Annotated in this window: 25 protein-coding genes and 2 pseudogenes; 21 read left to right on the top strand and 6 right to left on the bottom strand. The window is 23.0% G+C overall.

Annotated elements, in window-relative coordinates; all coding sequences use genetic code 4:
* Nucleotides 1-107: 107 nt before the first annotated feature.
* From AAHH39_RS05540 to AAHH39_RS05515, 6 genes and pseudogenes are all read right to left on the bottom strand, one after another.
* A pseudogene (locus AAHH39_RS05540) lies at nt 108-869 on the bottom strand (IS256 family transposase); the annotation flags it as partial.
* A gap of 135 nt (nt 870-1,004) precedes the next feature.
* On the bottom strand, nt 1,005-1,451 hold the full coding sequence (locus AAHH39_RS05535) for an ATP-binding cassette domain-containing protein (RefSeq protein WP_342219139.1): 447 nt from the start codon (nt 1,449-1,451) through the stop codon (nt 1,005-1,007).
* A 191-nt stretch (nt 1,452-1,642) separates the two neighbouring features.
* Entirely contained in the window at nt 1,643-2,446 is an 804-nt protein-coding gene (locus AAHH39_RS05530) for an ATP-binding cassette domain-containing protein (protein WP_342219138.1), read from the bottom strand.
* A gap of 455 nt (nt 2,447-2,901) precedes the next feature.
* Nucleotides 2,902-3,123 (bottom strand): hypothetical protein, encoded by a 222-nt coding sequence (locus tag AAHH39_RS05525; protein WP_342219137.1) that lies wholly within the window; start codon nt 3,121-3,123, stop codon nt 2,902-2,904.
* A gap of 25 nt (nt 3,124-3,148) precedes the next feature.
* Nucleotides 3,149-3,892 (bottom strand): hypothetical protein, encoded by a 744-nt coding sequence (locus AAHH39_RS05520; protein WP_342219136.1) that lies wholly within the window; start codon nt 3,890-3,892, stop codon nt 3,149-3,151.
* Between the two features lie 107 nt (nt 3,893-3,999).
* On the bottom strand, nt 4,000-4,188 hold the full coding sequence (locus tag AAHH39_RS05515; RefSeq protein WP_342219135.1) for a hypothetical protein: 189 nt from the start codon (nt 4,186-4,188) through the stop codon (nt 4,000-4,002).
* An 848-nt stretch (nt 4,189-5,036) separates the two neighbouring features.
* On the opposite strand from AAHH39_RS05515, the gene AAHH39_RS05510 reads away from it, so the two are divergent.
* The 21 genes and pseudogenes from AAHH39_RS05510 (at nt 5,037) to AAHH39_RS05410 (ending at nt 14,133) form a co-directional block, all read left to right on the top strand.
* Complete coding sequence (locus tag AAHH39_RS05510) at nt 5,037-5,189, top strand: hypothetical protein (RefSeq protein WP_338956657.1); 153 nt, start codon at nt 5,037-5,039, stop codon at nt 5,187-5,189.
* 16 nt (nt 5,190-5,205) lie between these two features.
* Nucleotides 5,206-5,613 carry a hypothetical protein gene (locus AAHH39_RS05505; RefSeq protein WP_338956660.1) on the top strand — a complete coding sequence of 136 codons (408 nt, stop codon included), beginning with the start codon at nt 5,206-5,208 and terminating at the stop codon, nt 5,611-5,613.
* A 3-nt stretch (nt 5,614-5,616) separates the two neighbouring features.
* Entirely contained in the window at nt 5,617-6,054 is a 438-nt protein-coding gene (locus tag AAHH39_RS05500) for a hypothetical protein (RefSeq protein WP_338956661.1), read from the top strand.
* Nucleotides 6,044-6,337 (top strand): hypothetical protein, encoded by a 294-nt coding sequence (locus AAHH39_RS05495; RefSeq protein WP_338956663.1) that lies wholly within the window; start codon nt 6,044-6,046, stop codon nt 6,335-6,337. Before AAHH39_RS05500 ends, AAHH39_RS05495 begins: the two co-directional genes overlap by 11 nt.
* A gap of 140 nt (nt 6,338-6,477) precedes the next feature.
* The gene (locus AAHH39_RS05490; RefSeq protein WP_338956665.1) at nt 6,478-6,603 is read left to right on the top strand and encodes a hypothetical protein; all 126 of its coding nucleotides are present in this window, start codon (nt 6,478-6,480) and stop codon (nt 6,601-6,603) included.
* A gap of 103 nt (nt 6,604-6,706) precedes the next feature.
* Nucleotides 6,707-6,853, top strand: coding sequence for a hypothetical protein (locus tag AAHH39_RS05485; protein WP_342219134.1), 147 nt, complete (start codon nt 6,707-6,709; stop codon nt 6,851-6,853).
* Between the two features lie 648 nt (nt 6,854-7,501).
* Nucleotides 7,502-7,618 (top strand): annotated as a pseudogene (locus tag AAHH39_RS05480) (IS30 family transposase); the annotation flags it as partial.
* 137 nt (nt 7,619-7,755) lie between these two features.
* Nucleotides 7,756-7,911, top strand: coding sequence for a hypothetical protein (locus AAHH39_RS05475; RefSeq protein ID WP_342219132.1), 156 nt, complete (start codon nt 7,756-7,758; stop codon nt 7,909-7,911).
* A gap of 16 nt (nt 7,912-7,927) precedes the next feature.
* Nucleotides 7,928-8,134: a hypothetical protein gene (locus tag AAHH39_RS05470; protein ID WP_342219131.1), complete on the top strand. Its 207-nt coding sequence runs from the start codon at nt 7,928-7,930 to the stop codon at nt 8,132-8,134.
* Nucleotides 8,127-8,336 (top strand): hypothetical protein, encoded by a 210-nt coding sequence (locus AAHH39_RS05465; protein ID WP_342219130.1) that lies wholly within the window; start codon nt 8,127-8,129, stop codon nt 8,334-8,336. Before AAHH39_RS05470 ends, AAHH39_RS05465 begins: the two co-directional genes overlap by 8 nt.
* A gap of 2 nt (nt 8,337-8,338) precedes the next feature.
* On the top strand, nt 8,339-8,776 hold the full coding sequence (locus tag AAHH39_RS05460) for a hypothetical protein (RefSeq protein WP_342219129.1): 438 nt from the start codon (nt 8,339-8,341) through the stop codon (nt 8,774-8,776).
* Complete coding sequence (locus tag AAHH39_RS05455; protein WP_342219128.1) at nt 8,766-9,059, top strand: hypothetical protein; 294 nt, start codon at nt 8,766-8,768, stop codon at nt 9,057-9,059. The genes AAHH39_RS05460 and AAHH39_RS05455 overlap by 11 nt, the downstream gene beginning before the upstream one ends.
* Before the next feature lie 185 nt (nt 9,060-9,244).
* Nucleotides 9,245-9,430 carry a hypothetical protein gene (locus AAHH39_RS05450; protein WP_342219127.1) on the top strand — a complete coding sequence of 62 codons (186 nt, stop codon included), beginning with the start codon at nt 9,245-9,247 and terminating at the stop codon, nt 9,428-9,430.
* 106 nt (nt 9,431-9,536) lie between these two features.
* Complete coding sequence (locus AAHH39_RS05445; protein WP_342219126.1) at nt 9,537-9,821, top strand: hypothetical protein; 285 nt, start codon at nt 9,537-9,539, stop codon at nt 9,819-9,821.
* A complete protein-coding gene (locus AAHH39_RS05440; RefSeq protein ID WP_342219125.1) occupies nt 9,821-10,057 on the top strand; it encodes a hypothetical protein in 237 nt (78 codons plus the stop codon). The genes AAHH39_RS05445 and AAHH39_RS05440 overlap by 1 nt, the downstream gene beginning before the upstream one ends.
* Nucleotides 10,058-10,069: 12 nt before the next feature.
* Nucleotides 10,070-10,885, top strand: coding sequence for a hypothetical protein (locus AAHH39_RS05435; RefSeq protein WP_342219124.1), 816 nt, complete (start codon nt 10,070-10,072; stop codon nt 10,883-10,885).
* Nucleotides 10,886-10,905: 20 nt separating this feature from the next.
* Entirely contained in the window at nt 10,906-11,094 is a 189-nt protein-coding gene (locus AAHH39_RS05430; RefSeq protein WP_342219123.1) for a hypothetical protein, read from the top strand.
* A gap of 17 nt (nt 11,095-11,111) precedes the next feature.
* Nucleotides 11,112-11,297, top strand: a complete 186-nt coding sequence (locus tag AAHH39_RS05425) for a hypothetical protein (protein WP_342219122.1) — start codon at nt 11,112-11,114, stop codon at nt 11,295-11,297.
* A gap of 17 nt (nt 11,298-11,314) precedes the next feature.
* The gene (locus tag AAHH39_RS05420; RefSeq protein ID WP_342219121.1) at nt 11,315-11,689 is read left to right on the top strand and encodes a hypothetical protein; all 375 of its coding nucleotides are present in this window, start codon (nt 11,315-11,317) and stop codon (nt 11,687-11,689) included.
* 18 nt (nt 11,690-11,707) lie between these two features.
* A complete protein-coding gene (locus AAHH39_RS05415; RefSeq protein ID WP_342218208.1) occupies nt 11,708-12,892 on the top strand; it encodes a hypothetical protein in 1,185 nt (394 codons plus the stop codon).
* A gap of 14 nt (nt 12,893-12,906) precedes the next feature.
* Nucleotides 12,907-14,133, top strand: a complete 1,227-nt coding sequence (locus AAHH39_RS05410) for a hypothetical protein (protein WP_342219120.1) — start codon at nt 12,907-12,909, stop codon at nt 14,131-14,133.
* The last annotated feature ends 5 nt before the right edge of the window (nt 14,134-14,138 follow it).

Raw genomic sequence — 14,138 nt, 5'->3', positions numbered from 1 at the left:
AATAATGTTACTTTTAACAAATTTTTAATTAAAAATAATATTTTAAGTGTAAATTGATGAATAATTTTTGGTCATCCATACTTTTCTACATAATTAAAAGGATAAACTGCTTGTATTGCTTCTGACATGCCTGTTAAATTATCACTACAAGCAATCAAAATATCATTTAAGCCTCGATTTTTCATTTCTGTGAAATTAGCTAATCAAAATTTAGCACCTTCATTTTCACTAATTCATAAGCCTAAAACATCTTTTTTACCTTCTAAATCAACTCCTAATGCTATATAAACTGATTTATTAATAATCCGTTTATCTTGTCGAACTTTAACTACTATACAATCAAAATAAACAATCGGATAAACGCTTTCTAATGGTCGATTTTGTCATGTTTTGACATCATCAATAACATCATCAGTAATTTGACTAATAACACTTTCACTAATATCAGCACCATGATATAACTCTTGTAACTGCATTCTAATGTCAGATAGAGTCATACCTTTTGCATATAGTGAAAGCACTTGTTGATCAAAACCATCAAATCTTCGCTGTCTTTTTGCAACTATTACAGGAGTAAAATCACTATTGCGATCTCTTGGTACATCAATCTCAATTTTACCTTGTTGAGTTATTAATTTTTTTGAACTTGTACCATTACGAGCATTTTCAGTATTACTATGTTGATTTTTTTCATATCCTAAATAATTTTGCATTTCAGAATTCAACATTTTTTCAACTAAACGTTTTGTTAATTCTTTATATAAACCCCCTTCTTTAAAAACTGTTGTTAAATCTTCAGTATTTTCTAATAATAAATCTACTGCTTTTGATATTGGATCATTATTATTAATATTTTGTTTTTTAGCCATTTGTAACTCACTCTTTCTAGTCATTTAATTATATTTACTAGAATTAATTAAACATAGTTATTTTTGTAAGTTACACAGATTACTAAACATTGCCTATAATGAAATTAAATATTAAAAATAACTATTTTAATTTCACTAATTTGTTAATTTTTCAAAATCTAAAACCCCATCAACTCAACTATTATTAAAATTAGTATCATGAGTTATCAATAATACAGTGCCTTCAAATTCTTGCAATGCTTTTAATAAAGACTCTTTAGCTAAAACATCAATATGATTAGTTGGTTCATCTAAAATTAATAAGTTGTAAGGTTTTAATGCCAATGCTGCTAATCTAACCTTAGTTTGTTCACCACCAGAAAGTAAGTTCATTGGTTTCATTACTAAATTACTACGCAAACCAAAACTTGCTAAAATTCTTCTAATCTCAACATCATTTAATTTAATATCTAACTCTTTTAAATAATTAAATGGAGTAGTACTAGTCATTACTTCAGTTTGATGAAAATACGCTACTTGCATTCGATCATCTAAATTAATATTTCCAGCAAGTGCTGGAATATTACCAGCTAACGTTTGCAAGAAAGTAGTTTTACCAATTCCATTATACCCTTTAACAACTCACTTACTACCAGTCTTAATAACAAAAGTAAGTGGCTTAATTAATGGTTTATGATAACCTATTTCAAGGTTTTTAGCTTGGACAGCAATTGAACTTGTTGTTTTATAATACTTAAAATAAAACTTTGGAGGAGACTGGATTTGCTGTTTTTCTAAAACATTAATTTTAGATAATTGTTTTCTTCTTGATTCAGCACTTTTAGCAGTTGAAGCACGTGCTGCATTTTACTAATATAAGTTTCTAATTTTTCAATTAATTTCTTTTGATTTGAATATGCTGATTCATATTGACGATGATGTAAACTTTTTTGTTCTAAAAAACTTTCAAAATTACCAACATAACGAGTAATCATATAATTATCAATATCGAAAATAATATTACATGTTGTATTAATAAAATTACGATCATGTGACACCAATAAAAATGCACTAGGGTAATTTTGTAAAAATTTAGCTAATCAATTAATTTGTTCAATATCCAAAAAATTAGTTGGTTCATCAAGTAATAAAAAATCATCTTCATTTAATAATAATTTTGCTAATAACACTTTTGCTCTTTGACCACCACTTAAACTACCTAAAGTTTGTTCTAAAAGTTGTAAATTAATACCCAATCCATTAACTAAACGACCAATTTTTTTACTAATAGTATCAAATCCTTGGTGTGTCAATTCATCTTGAATTTTCATTGCTTTCGTTAATAACTCTTCACTATAATTATTAGCCATTTCTGCATATAAGTTTTCCATTTGTTGTTCACGTTCAAAAAGTTTTTGATAACTTTCACGCAAATATTGTAAAACTGTTAATTCTAAATTAACCTCTTGATGTTGATCCAAATACCCAATTTTAATTTTAGGATGAATATTTAAATTAATATGATCTGCAGATACTGTTCCATTAATAATATTTAATAACGTTGTTTTACCAACACCATTCATACCAATTAATGCCACATGTTCACCTTTATTAATTTGTAAAGTGGCGTTTTATATAAAACTTTTCCACCATTAGCATGTGTTAAATTCTCAATTGTGACAATACTCATCTTATACCTCATTAATATTTTTTAATTACTTAGTAAGTAGTAACATGAATATTAACCATAAAATAAGAGAAAAGAGAAAATAGTATTAATTTTATAGATTAAAATTTTATTATTATCAACAAAATTGTTAACTTATTAATTATGTTGAAATAAACATTTTACTTTATTTCAAGTATTAGCTGAAATTGGAATATTATTAATACTCTTTGCATCAAATTTTTCTTTTAATTATGTAGAAAAGTATGGATGACCAAAAATTATTCATCAATTTACACTTAAAATATTATTTTTAATTAAAAATTTGTTAAAAGTAACATTATTTAGTGTAAAAATTCTCTAAAAATAACACTTTATCATGTATCATTACTTTTCTACAAAATTAAAGAATTTTTCTTGAGTTTGATGAGACAATTTTCTATTTTTAATTATATTAATATTTTGTTCAAAACTTGGTCTAATTTCATCAAAAGATATGTTTTTTTGAAAACTTAAATAGTTTTTTAAAACTCTAGAATTGATATTATGAGAATCTATTTCTTTTAAGTCCTCAATTTCTAGTTTTTTTGCTTTTTTTGATTCTACCAAGTTTCACATTTTTTTAAATAAAGGTTTAATTGCATATTCTTTTAGTATCTGAAACGCCTAATACTGCTACAATTGCTAAAACTACACATCAACCTATAGGCAAAGCAGTAAGTGCTGCTATTCCTAAAGCCGCAGGAGTTCATCAACAAAGCGCCATTGCAAAAGAAATTTTAAGTGCAAGAACAGAAATAATTCCTGAAACAACACCAAAAATATAAGTTTCAAAGGCAACAATAAAAAATTTTCCAACTCACCTACCTAATCGCTTACCTAAAGTATTTTTACTTTCTTTAATCTTTTCATCATTATTATTGAGACCATTAATACTTTCTTTATTTTTAAAATCTAAAATAGATTTTTTTCTAATAACTACTTGATTATCATTTTCATTTTTTATGAATTGACTTTCTTCTAAAAGTTCTTTTTTACAAAAATAAACTCTATATTGTTCTATTATTTTTTGTTCAACATCAGTTTCTTTATTATTAATATATACTATCTTTTCTCATATCTCATCATTACTAAAATAAATTCTCGTCACAATGCAAGAACCATTATCTTTATCTTTTATTTTCTCAAAAAAATATTCATAAATTATAATATCATTATTAATTTCTGTTTTATATACAAAATCATTTTCTGATTTTAGTTTATATGTTATTAATTCTCTCTGTATTTTCTCTTTATTTTGATGTAAAGCTTCATCTCTAGTAATTCATGCACCTTGTTTTACAATATTACTTATGGCTTTTGATAATATCGGTTTCATTTTTTTCTCCTTATTTGATTAAAAAATAAAAAACCCATTTACTTTAAAATAATAAAGTAATAGGTTTAAATAAAAACTCATATACACACCAAACATCTTGTTATATTTTATATAATTTTTAAAACAAATTTATTTTTTCAAACTAGATCCCGCTTTGTTTTGTTTTTGTTGTTTTTTTCTTCTTCTTTTTCTCTTTTTCATCTTTCTCTAGTTTCATTCACATCATTAATTTCCCATTTAGCAACTTTGCTTAAATCTGTTGGGCCATTAGCTTCTGTTTTTCATGGGTTTGGCATTTTTTAATTGGGAGGTTCCCAAAAAAGTAGGAAGATGAATTACTAGATAAATAAATTCTTTCCAACATTACCATTTAAAAATGATGATAGACAAATTAAATTCTCTTTTACCCTTAAATTTATATTCGACGTATTTTAAAAAATATAGATTTAAAAGATAAAATAAAAATTATTCTCAAAGGAAAAAGACAAGAAATAATCTTGTATTTTTTTGTAATTGTAAAATTTTAAAATTTTTATTATTAGCACCCTTTAAATATCTACTACACGCAGTGACCAAGTAGGAAAAAGTTAATAATTAATAACCATCTTTAACGCTATTATCAACACGTGTTAGGGAATTAAAACAGTGAACCACAACACAGTTGTTAAAAATAGTGGCCAAAACATGTGGACTTGCATGGATAAATAAAAAGTGGAGTGATACCTAATAAAATATACTAACCAGTAATGGTAATTCTTGGGGTGGGAGCGAATTGGAAACTAGTATATATAGACCTACTAGGGAACCTACTATATTAATTCTATTCTTTATTTAACCAACCTTGCCACTCCCCAGTGAGCAAGCGTTGGTTTTATTTTTTTTGAAAATTTTTTTGGGCGAGAAAATAAATTTCAAACTTGTAAAAAAAATTGAGCGGTGCCGGTTCAATTAAAATATTAATTTGTTTAACACAAATTAAATAAATATTGAATCGAATGCCTCGATTTCTTTTTAAAATTTCACAATTTATTTTTGAGCCCAGAATTTCTGGAATGAATAAAACTAATAGTATTAATAATATAAAAATAAAAATATATATTCTTTATGCTACAAGCAACAGAATATATTAGAAAAGAAAGTAAAAATGGAAGAAAAAGAAAAGAAAGAATTAATAGAACAAAAAATCAAAATAGCAAAAGAACATCAAAAAAAGTGATTAAAAATAAAAATAATTATTTCTTTAATTTCAACTTTAATTGGATTAATAATTTTATTAATTACTGTAAGTAAAAATTAAAGAAATAAATAAAGTTATGAATATTAATGAAAATAAAAAATGTGAATTAAGAATTTGTAAAAATAAAGTTTGAAAAGATTGTATTAATAATTCTACTAAAACTATTAAATATAAAAATTGACCAATACCTTATTTAATATGTAACAGTTGTTATCACAAACTACCTAAATACCTTAAACAAACAGCAAAAATAATTGAAAAGGATATTTTGATTATGAATAAAACTAAAAAAAGAAGAAAAAGATGTGTTGAATGTAATGAATTATATGAAGATAACAAAATCAATATGCTTTATCACTTTAAAACAGAATTAGAAGCAGAACAACATAATACTAAAAAATATGAAGATAATTATAATATTGAAAAACATTTAGATTATACAAAATCATATGGATATGTTTGTGATTGATGTAGAGATGATTAATAAATGCAATACGAATTAATCATTGGTATTGACCCTGCTGGTATTGGTAATAATGGAATTGTTATATACTCAAATGAAACTAATAATATTATTTTTAATGAAACATTTAAAGCAAAAACAGTTTTAGAAAGTAAAAATATATATAAAGAATATTTTAAATTAATTAAAAAACAATTTAAAAATAAAAAAATATTAGTTATTGTAGAAAATTTCTTTTTAAGTTCAAAACAGTTATTAATTAATCCATTAGCAACACCAAAAGTTATTGGTGCTTTAATGATATTAGTACAAGATGTTATGAACTGAGATTATCATGAAAATGAACCAAAAAACAAACATAAAATAGAAGATTATAAAGGAAATATAAAATTTACAAAACATGAACAAGATGCTTATAAACATATTCAATATTATTTAAGGAATTATAAAAATGAAAAATAAAGAAAATTACGTTAAATTAACAGTAAAACTTAGTAATACTATTGAAGTAAAATATCATGAAAAAGGTAATAAACAATTATATTATACTGTTCGTGGTCAATGAAATGGATTAAACTATGTTACTTTAATTTTTAATAACCCAAAATTTTATAAACGATGTATTTTATTAAATAAAAATGATGAAATTATAGTAACTGGTCAAATCTTTAATACTTTAAATATTCCTAAAAATCGTGCATTTTGTTCAATTAATGTTAAATGATTTAAAAAATGAAAGGAATAAATAATGAATTTTGATGAATGATACATGAAAAAAATAAAAGAAACTTTAAAAATTATTGAAAGTGATAGTTATAAAGAAGAACTAAAAAAAACATAATGAAATCATTGAAAAACATAAAAATTTAATGAAAGGACTAAATAATGAATAAAGAAAAATTAATTAATTATATTAAAAAACAACAAAAATTCTATAACGGTACAGAAATAGATTTGATACTTGATATTTTATTGCAAAAAATAATTAATGGTGAATTTAATAATGAATAAATGTAAAAAATGTAATAAAAGAATCTGATTAAGTAAAAATTGATGTATGACATGTTTAGAAATAATAGTTAATAATTTAAATAAAAATAAGGAGAAATAGATAATGAATAAAGACCAAGAAATTATTAATGAATATAATAAAAAACGTAATAAAGAAATAACTGAAGAACATTTATATAATATAGAAAAATTAAGAGAAGAGTTTAAACAAAAAGTAATGGGAGCATGGCGAAGATGTCTAAATACATAATTACCCCTTTTCACTTAAACCCTCATTTCTAATTTATATAAAAATTATTAACAAAGACGAGAATAAAAATCTTGTCTTTTTTTGTAATTGTAAAATTTTAAAATTTTTATTATTAACACCCTTTAAATATCTACTACACGCCGTGACCAAGTAGGAGAAAGTTAATAATTAATAACCATCTTTAACACTATTATCAACACGTGTTAGGGAATTAAAACAGTGAACCACAACACAGTTGTTAAAAATAGTGGCTAGAACATGTGGACTTGCATGGATAAATAATAAGTGGAGTGATACCTAATAAAATATACTAACCATTAAATAATGGTAATTCTTGGGGTGGGAGCGAATTGGAAACTAGTATATATAGACCTACTAGGGAACCTACTATATTAATTCTATTAATTCTTTATTTAACCAACCTCGCCACTCCCCAGTGAGCGAGTGTTGGTTTTATTTTTTATTTTTTTTTGAAAAATTTTTTTGGGCGAGAAAATAAATTTAAAACTTGTAAAAAAAATTGAGCGGTGCCGGTTCAATTAAAATATTAATTTGTTTAACATAAATTAAATAAATATTGAATCGAATGCCTCAATGTTTTTTAAAATTTTACAATTTATTTCGAGCCCATTTTTCTTAGAAAAATATTTTAATTATGTAGAAAAGTATGGATGACCAAAAATTATTCATCAATTTACACTTAAAATATTATTTTTAATTAAAAATTTGTTAAAAATAACATTATTTAGTGTAAAAATTCTCTAAAAATAACACTTTATCATGTATCATTACTTTTCTACAAAATTAAAGGAAAAATATAACTAATAGTATTAATAATCTAAAAATAAAAATATATATTCTTTATGCTAAAAGCAACAGAATATATTAGAAAGAAAGCAAAAATGAAAGAAAAAGACAATAAAGAATTACAAACTGAACAAAAAATAAAAATAGCAAAAGAACATCAAAAAAAATGATTAAAAATAAAAATAATTATTTATTCAATTTCAACTTTAATTGGATTAATAATTTTATTAATTGCTGTAAATAAACATTAAAGAAATAAATAAAATTATGAATATAAAAGAAAATCAAAAATGTGAATTAAAAGTTTGTATTAATAAAGTTTGAAAAGATTGTATTAATATTTCAACTAAAACTATTAAATATAAAAATTGGTCTATACCTTATCTAATATGTAATAGTTGCTATGATAAATTACCTAAATATCTTAAACAAACAGCAAAAATAATTGAAAAAGGATATTTTGATTATGAATAAAACTAAAAAGAAAAGAAAAAGATGTGTAGAATGTGGCGAATTATATAAAGCAGAAAAAATTACTATGCTTTATTACTTTAAAACAGAATTAGAAGCAGCACAACATCATATTAGAAAATTTGAAGATGATTATGATATTGAAGAACATTTGGATTATACAAAACCATATGGATATGTTTGTGATTGATGTAGTGATTATTAATAATGCAATATGACTTAATTATTGGCATTGATCCTGCTGGTATTGGTAGTAATGGAATTATTATATATTCAAACGAAACTAATAATATTATTTTTAATGAAACATTTAAAACTAAAACTGTTCTAGAAAGTAAAAATTTATTTAAAGAATGCTTTTTAAAAATTAAAAAACAATTTATTAATAAAAAAATATTAGTTATTGTCGAAAATTTCTTTTTAAGTTCAAAACAATTATTAACTAATCCATTAGCAACTCCTAAAATTATTGGTGCTTTAATGGTTTTAGTACAAGATGTTATGAACTGAGATTATCATGAAAATGAACCAAAAAACAAAAACAAAATAGAAAATTATAAAGGAAATATAAAATTAACAAAACATGAAGAAGATGCATATAAGCATATTCAATATTATTTAAGGAATTTTAAAAATGAAAGATAAAGCAAATTATGTTAAATTAACGGTAAAACTTAGTAACACAATTGAAGCAAAATATCATGAAAAAGGTAATAAACAATTATATTATAGTGTTCGTGGGCAATGGAATGGTTTAAACTATGTTACTTTAATTTTTAATAACCCAAAATTTTATAAACGATGTATTTTATTAAACAAAAATGATGAAATTATAGTAAGTGGTCAAATCTTTAATACTTTAAATATTCCTAAAAATCGTGCATTTTGTTCAATTAATGTTAAATGATTTAAAAAATGAAAAGAGTAAAAATGAATAAATGTAAATATTGTAATAAAAGAATTTGATTAACTAAAAATTGATGTATGAAATGTTTAAAAAAAATAGTTAATGATTTAACAAAAAATAAGGAAAATAAGGAGACTTAAATAATGACTAAACAATGTAATTGAAGTGAAAATAAAACAATTAATGGAAAATAAGGAATGTAAATAATGAAAAAAATAACTGTTGATGTAAAAGAAGTAACACAACGCTGGGATAGTCAATCAGTAGATTTAAATATTTTATATACAATACGTGAACATCTTGAAAATGGTAATTATAATACTGTTCAAAACATGATTAATGACTGAATTGATGATTTAGAGACAGAATTAGGAAAAAAGGAAAATAAATAATTATGGGATATTGAACAAAATATTGTTGTACCTATTGTGGAAAAATAATGATAGGTGATGAAGAAAATATTAAACATACTAAAACTCATAAAAAGGAGAATAAATAATGAACTATTGTGATTGAACAGAACGAGTTAACGCAAATGGTAGTGTAACTTGAAAATGTAGTAATAAAACAGAAGAGAAACAAGATGAATATGGAAGAGCATATTGTACTGAACATAGAATTAAAGTTGATCAAATTAATAAATCAAGGCATAAAGATTGTATTAATAAAGAAAAATTAATTAAATATTTTAATAAATTACCAAAGAATCAAAAATTAACAACAGAAACTTTATATGTTTTCGATACTATATTTGAAAAAATAGAAAACGGAGAATTTCATTAATGATTATATTACCTACTTTATTTGGTGATAAAGATGAAATTGAAATATTATCACCATCACCACAAGCACTTCGTACTCATAATGATATTAGAGCAATTATCTTAATGAAATATCCTAATGTTAAATCACAACATATAATTATTTCTGACCCCGAAGATAATGTTGCATTAATAGTTGGTGATAATGATGTTTATCAAGGTTGAGTAAAAGTTTGAATTAAAAAAATAGAAAATTAAAGGAAGTAAATTATGCCAAATATAGAAAATACACAATCAAATTATACTTTAACTAAATTAATAAGAACTGGAATAAGTCCTATTGCAGCAATGATAGGTACAAGTGCTTATTATGGGCAATTAATAGGTAATCCAATATTAGGTTCAATTAATAGTTTATTATTTGGTAAAAAATTAGGTTTAGATATATGAAACTTAAATCAAAGACCAAGTAATAAAACAAAAGTAATTAATAGTAGTAAAAAAATATTATTAGGATTAGGAACAATTGGTTTAGCAAATTATAGTAAATTTATAAATGAAATAATTGAACCTATTGAACCAACTACAACACCTATGCCTATAACTACTACAAGTACAACTACAACAACTACAGAAACGCCCCCATGACCATTATTAAGTATAAATAATAATCCTAATAATTTAATGGATTGAGATACTTATATTTCATTAAATGCTTATGGTGTTTCAAATCTTATTAGTGGTTTAACTGAATTAATACCTAATAGATTTCAAAATATAAGAAAAATAGCAAATATGGCAACTGGTGGATGTTTAATAAGTAGTGGTGTAGCAATGGGGATAAATAATGATTTTAATAATGCTTATGCTATTCCTACAATTATTGCAGGAATAAGTGAAATTATTCATAATTTATTACCTATGGAAACAGTACATAATAATACTGAAATGCAAGAAACAGTATTTACTAATGAAACTGCAAATCTTATTAATGATAATGTAAGTATTAATAGTTATGGTAGTGATATGAGCGAAGTTAATATTAATGCACAATTATCATTTGATGAAAATTATTATCACTTATAAAAAGAAAGGAAAATATGGAAATGAAAGAATTTATACATGAATTAATTATTATTGGAACAAGTGTAGGAACATTACTTTGTCGAGAAATTATTGTTTTATTAAAACGATTTATTACAACTCCAAAGCATGTTAGAGCAAATAATAAAATTATCAAACATCAAAAAAAATTAGCAAAACTTAATGAAAAAATTAATAAAGAAAATAAGTAATAAAGGAGAAAAATAAAATGACAAAAAATGAATTTAATGAAAAATATAGAAAATATGATATCAAAATTGATAGAGATTTTGATTTAGATATTGAATATTGTTTTAAATTTTCTGATATTGATATATTAGAAAATGCAGTTAATGATTATAAAAAATTAATAAATGAAATGCCACAATTAGTTAAAGATTGATTATTGGGATAAGATTAGGAGAATGTTAAATGTTAGAAAATGAAACTAAGGTACAACAAACAACGCAAACTGTAACTGAAAATGATGTTTCACAAGAAATAGAAAATAAAGTTAATGAAGCAGAAAATAAATTAAATAAACTTAATCAAGAAATAAAAGAAAAAGAAATAATTAATATATTTAAAAAATATCAAGTTAAAAGTGAATTTTATGATTATTTAAAATTTAAAACAAATAAGATAGAAAATTCAAAAATCGAAGATACTATTAAAAAAATTATTAAAGAACAACCATTGTTTAAAGAACCAATTAATACAGGTGGCAATAAACAAATAATTATTAATAATAAAACAAATGATAAAGAAAATTTTTTAATTAATTATAAAAAGAAAAATTATTTATAAACGAAAGGAAGAAATAAAATGTCAGTACCATTTAATCAAAATTTAGACAATACAGAGAGATTAGTAGAAGCACCAGAATTTATAGAGTTTTTTAAAATTTCAAATAGTCCATGGGCAAACTTTTTTCCTACTGAAATTGTTGACTCAGTAAATATTGAGTTTATTGTTAAAAAACCAAAAAAACCGGAAGTAAAAATTATTGCTTGGGATGATAAAAGTAAAAGATATGAATTACCATATGTTGATACAGATAAAATTAGTAAAAAAATAACTAAAAAATATCTTGCAGGAGAAATTATTGCAGATGTAGATTTAAAAGCAAATAATGGACAAAATTTATTAGATAGTATGCAATATGAAGTTGCAAATGATTTAGCAGATAAATTGGCAATTGATGATACACAAGCAATTGCAAAATTTGCTACTAAAATCGATATTGAAGATACAACACCAGTAGACTATTTAAAATCGATGTTATCTGCTTGAAATACTTTGTTTCAATTTAGAAATATTGCAAATAGTAAATTTTTTATTACTAATGGTCTTTATGATAGTTTAGTTTATTTAGCAGATAATAAAGGTTTAATTACCGATAATCAGTTGGCACAACAATTACGTTTAAATGGAAATAATTTATATGTAAAAGGCGTATTATGTGAAATCGTTCTTGATGACTATATGATTTTTACTAATGATAAAAATGAACAACAATTAATGACCTTTGTTTTAGCAACACCAAGAGCGATGAAAAGATACATGATAGAAAATACAGTTATTTATGTAGATTTTATTAAAGATGCTAAAGCAGGAAGAGCATATAAAGTTGCTGGTGAAGTTGTTGGAGAAGCAATCCCATATATTTCTAATAATGAAACAACATCAAGATGAATGTTATGTGGAGTTATTAAAACAGAAAAAAATGATTTAAAAACTAAAATTACAGTTTTAACAACAAATATTACTGCAAATGTTAATAACAATAACAATGAATTAAATACAGAAATAAAAAGTACTAATGAATTTAAAACATTAAATCCTAATTTAACAAATCCAACTATTAAATATTTTAGTGATGCACAAGGAAAAACTAATGTAAGTAATCAAAAACAAAAAGTAGGTGACTTATATATAACTATTACTGCAAATGTTAATGACTTAAATTATAAAGGAACAACAAATCCAATTAAAATAACTCTTAAATAAAGGAAATTAATATCATGCCAATTGGTACAACTAGTACAGCAATACTTTTAAACATAAATAAACCAAAACATACTAGAACAAGTAACCAACAAGAAAATAAAAGTTTTTGATGAGAAATTTTAGAAATGATTGGTGTACAAGTAATAGCAGTAGCACTTGCTCCTTTTACTGGTGGTTTAAGTGAAAGTATAGCACTTGGATTAGGTGCAAGTGATTTAATTGCTAGTATTAGTGCTGTTGGTGTAGAGTTTTTAACTGATTTTACTATTAATCAAGTTTATGATTATTTAAAAGGAAATGTAACACCATTAAATACTTTTTTTAATATATTACCTGCATTTGTTGGAATTAATAAAATTAGTCGTGGTTATCGTACTACTAAATTTATTAAGTTAGCACAAAAAACTAAAACATTAGAACAAATTGGTGTTAAAGAAGCAAAAAATTTACAAGAAATTATTAGTCAAGTAAGTGGAAAAGAAATTTTAACAGATAAAATCATTGGTAATAAACGTTATTTATTTAATTATAGTTTGGCACCTAATCGTGAAACAATAACACAAAATTTAGGTTATGTTGCTGAAAAACAATTTAAAAATAATTTTAAATCTTTAAAATCACAACAAATAAAAGAATATTTATCATTACAAAATACATTAATAAAATTAAGTCCACAATTAACTCCAAAGTTTAAAATTAAAGATATTGAAAAAGCAAATAACTTTTTAAAAAAATATAATACTGAATTAAAAGAAGTATTAAAAATGAACCAACATGATTGATTAAATTTAGTTCATACAATACATACAGAGAATAGATATGGAAAAACTTTAATTTTAGATTTACAAAAAATTCGTGCTAATGCTATTAAATTTAATTTTAAAAATAGTTCAATTCATAAAATTGTTTTAAATGCAAATAAAATTTTTAAGTATTTTGATATTAGATTTTATTTAAAAAAAGGTTTAAATAAATTTTGAAAAGATACACCATATTTTGAAAAATTACGAGAAAGTATATATAAATTACAAGAAAAATTTGAAAAATTAGAAAAACAAGCATTTGAAAAAATTAATAAATTAAAAGAAAAAGCAACAGATTTATTTACTAGTGCAGAAAAAAGTTTTAATTATGTAGAAAAGTATGGATGACCAAAAATTATTCATCAATTTACACTTAAAATATTATTTTTAATTAAAAATTTGTTAAAAGTAACATTATTTAGTGTAAAAATTCTCTAAAAATA

The organism is Spiroplasma endosymbiont of Amphimallon solstitiale, assembly GCF_964030965.1.
GTDB lineage: Bacteria > Bacillota_I > Bacilli_A > Mycoplasmatales > VBWQ01 > Spiroplasma_E.
The sequence above is the reverse complement of the archived record's forward strand: the minus strand, read 5'-3'. Positions and strand labels throughout refer to the sequence as shown.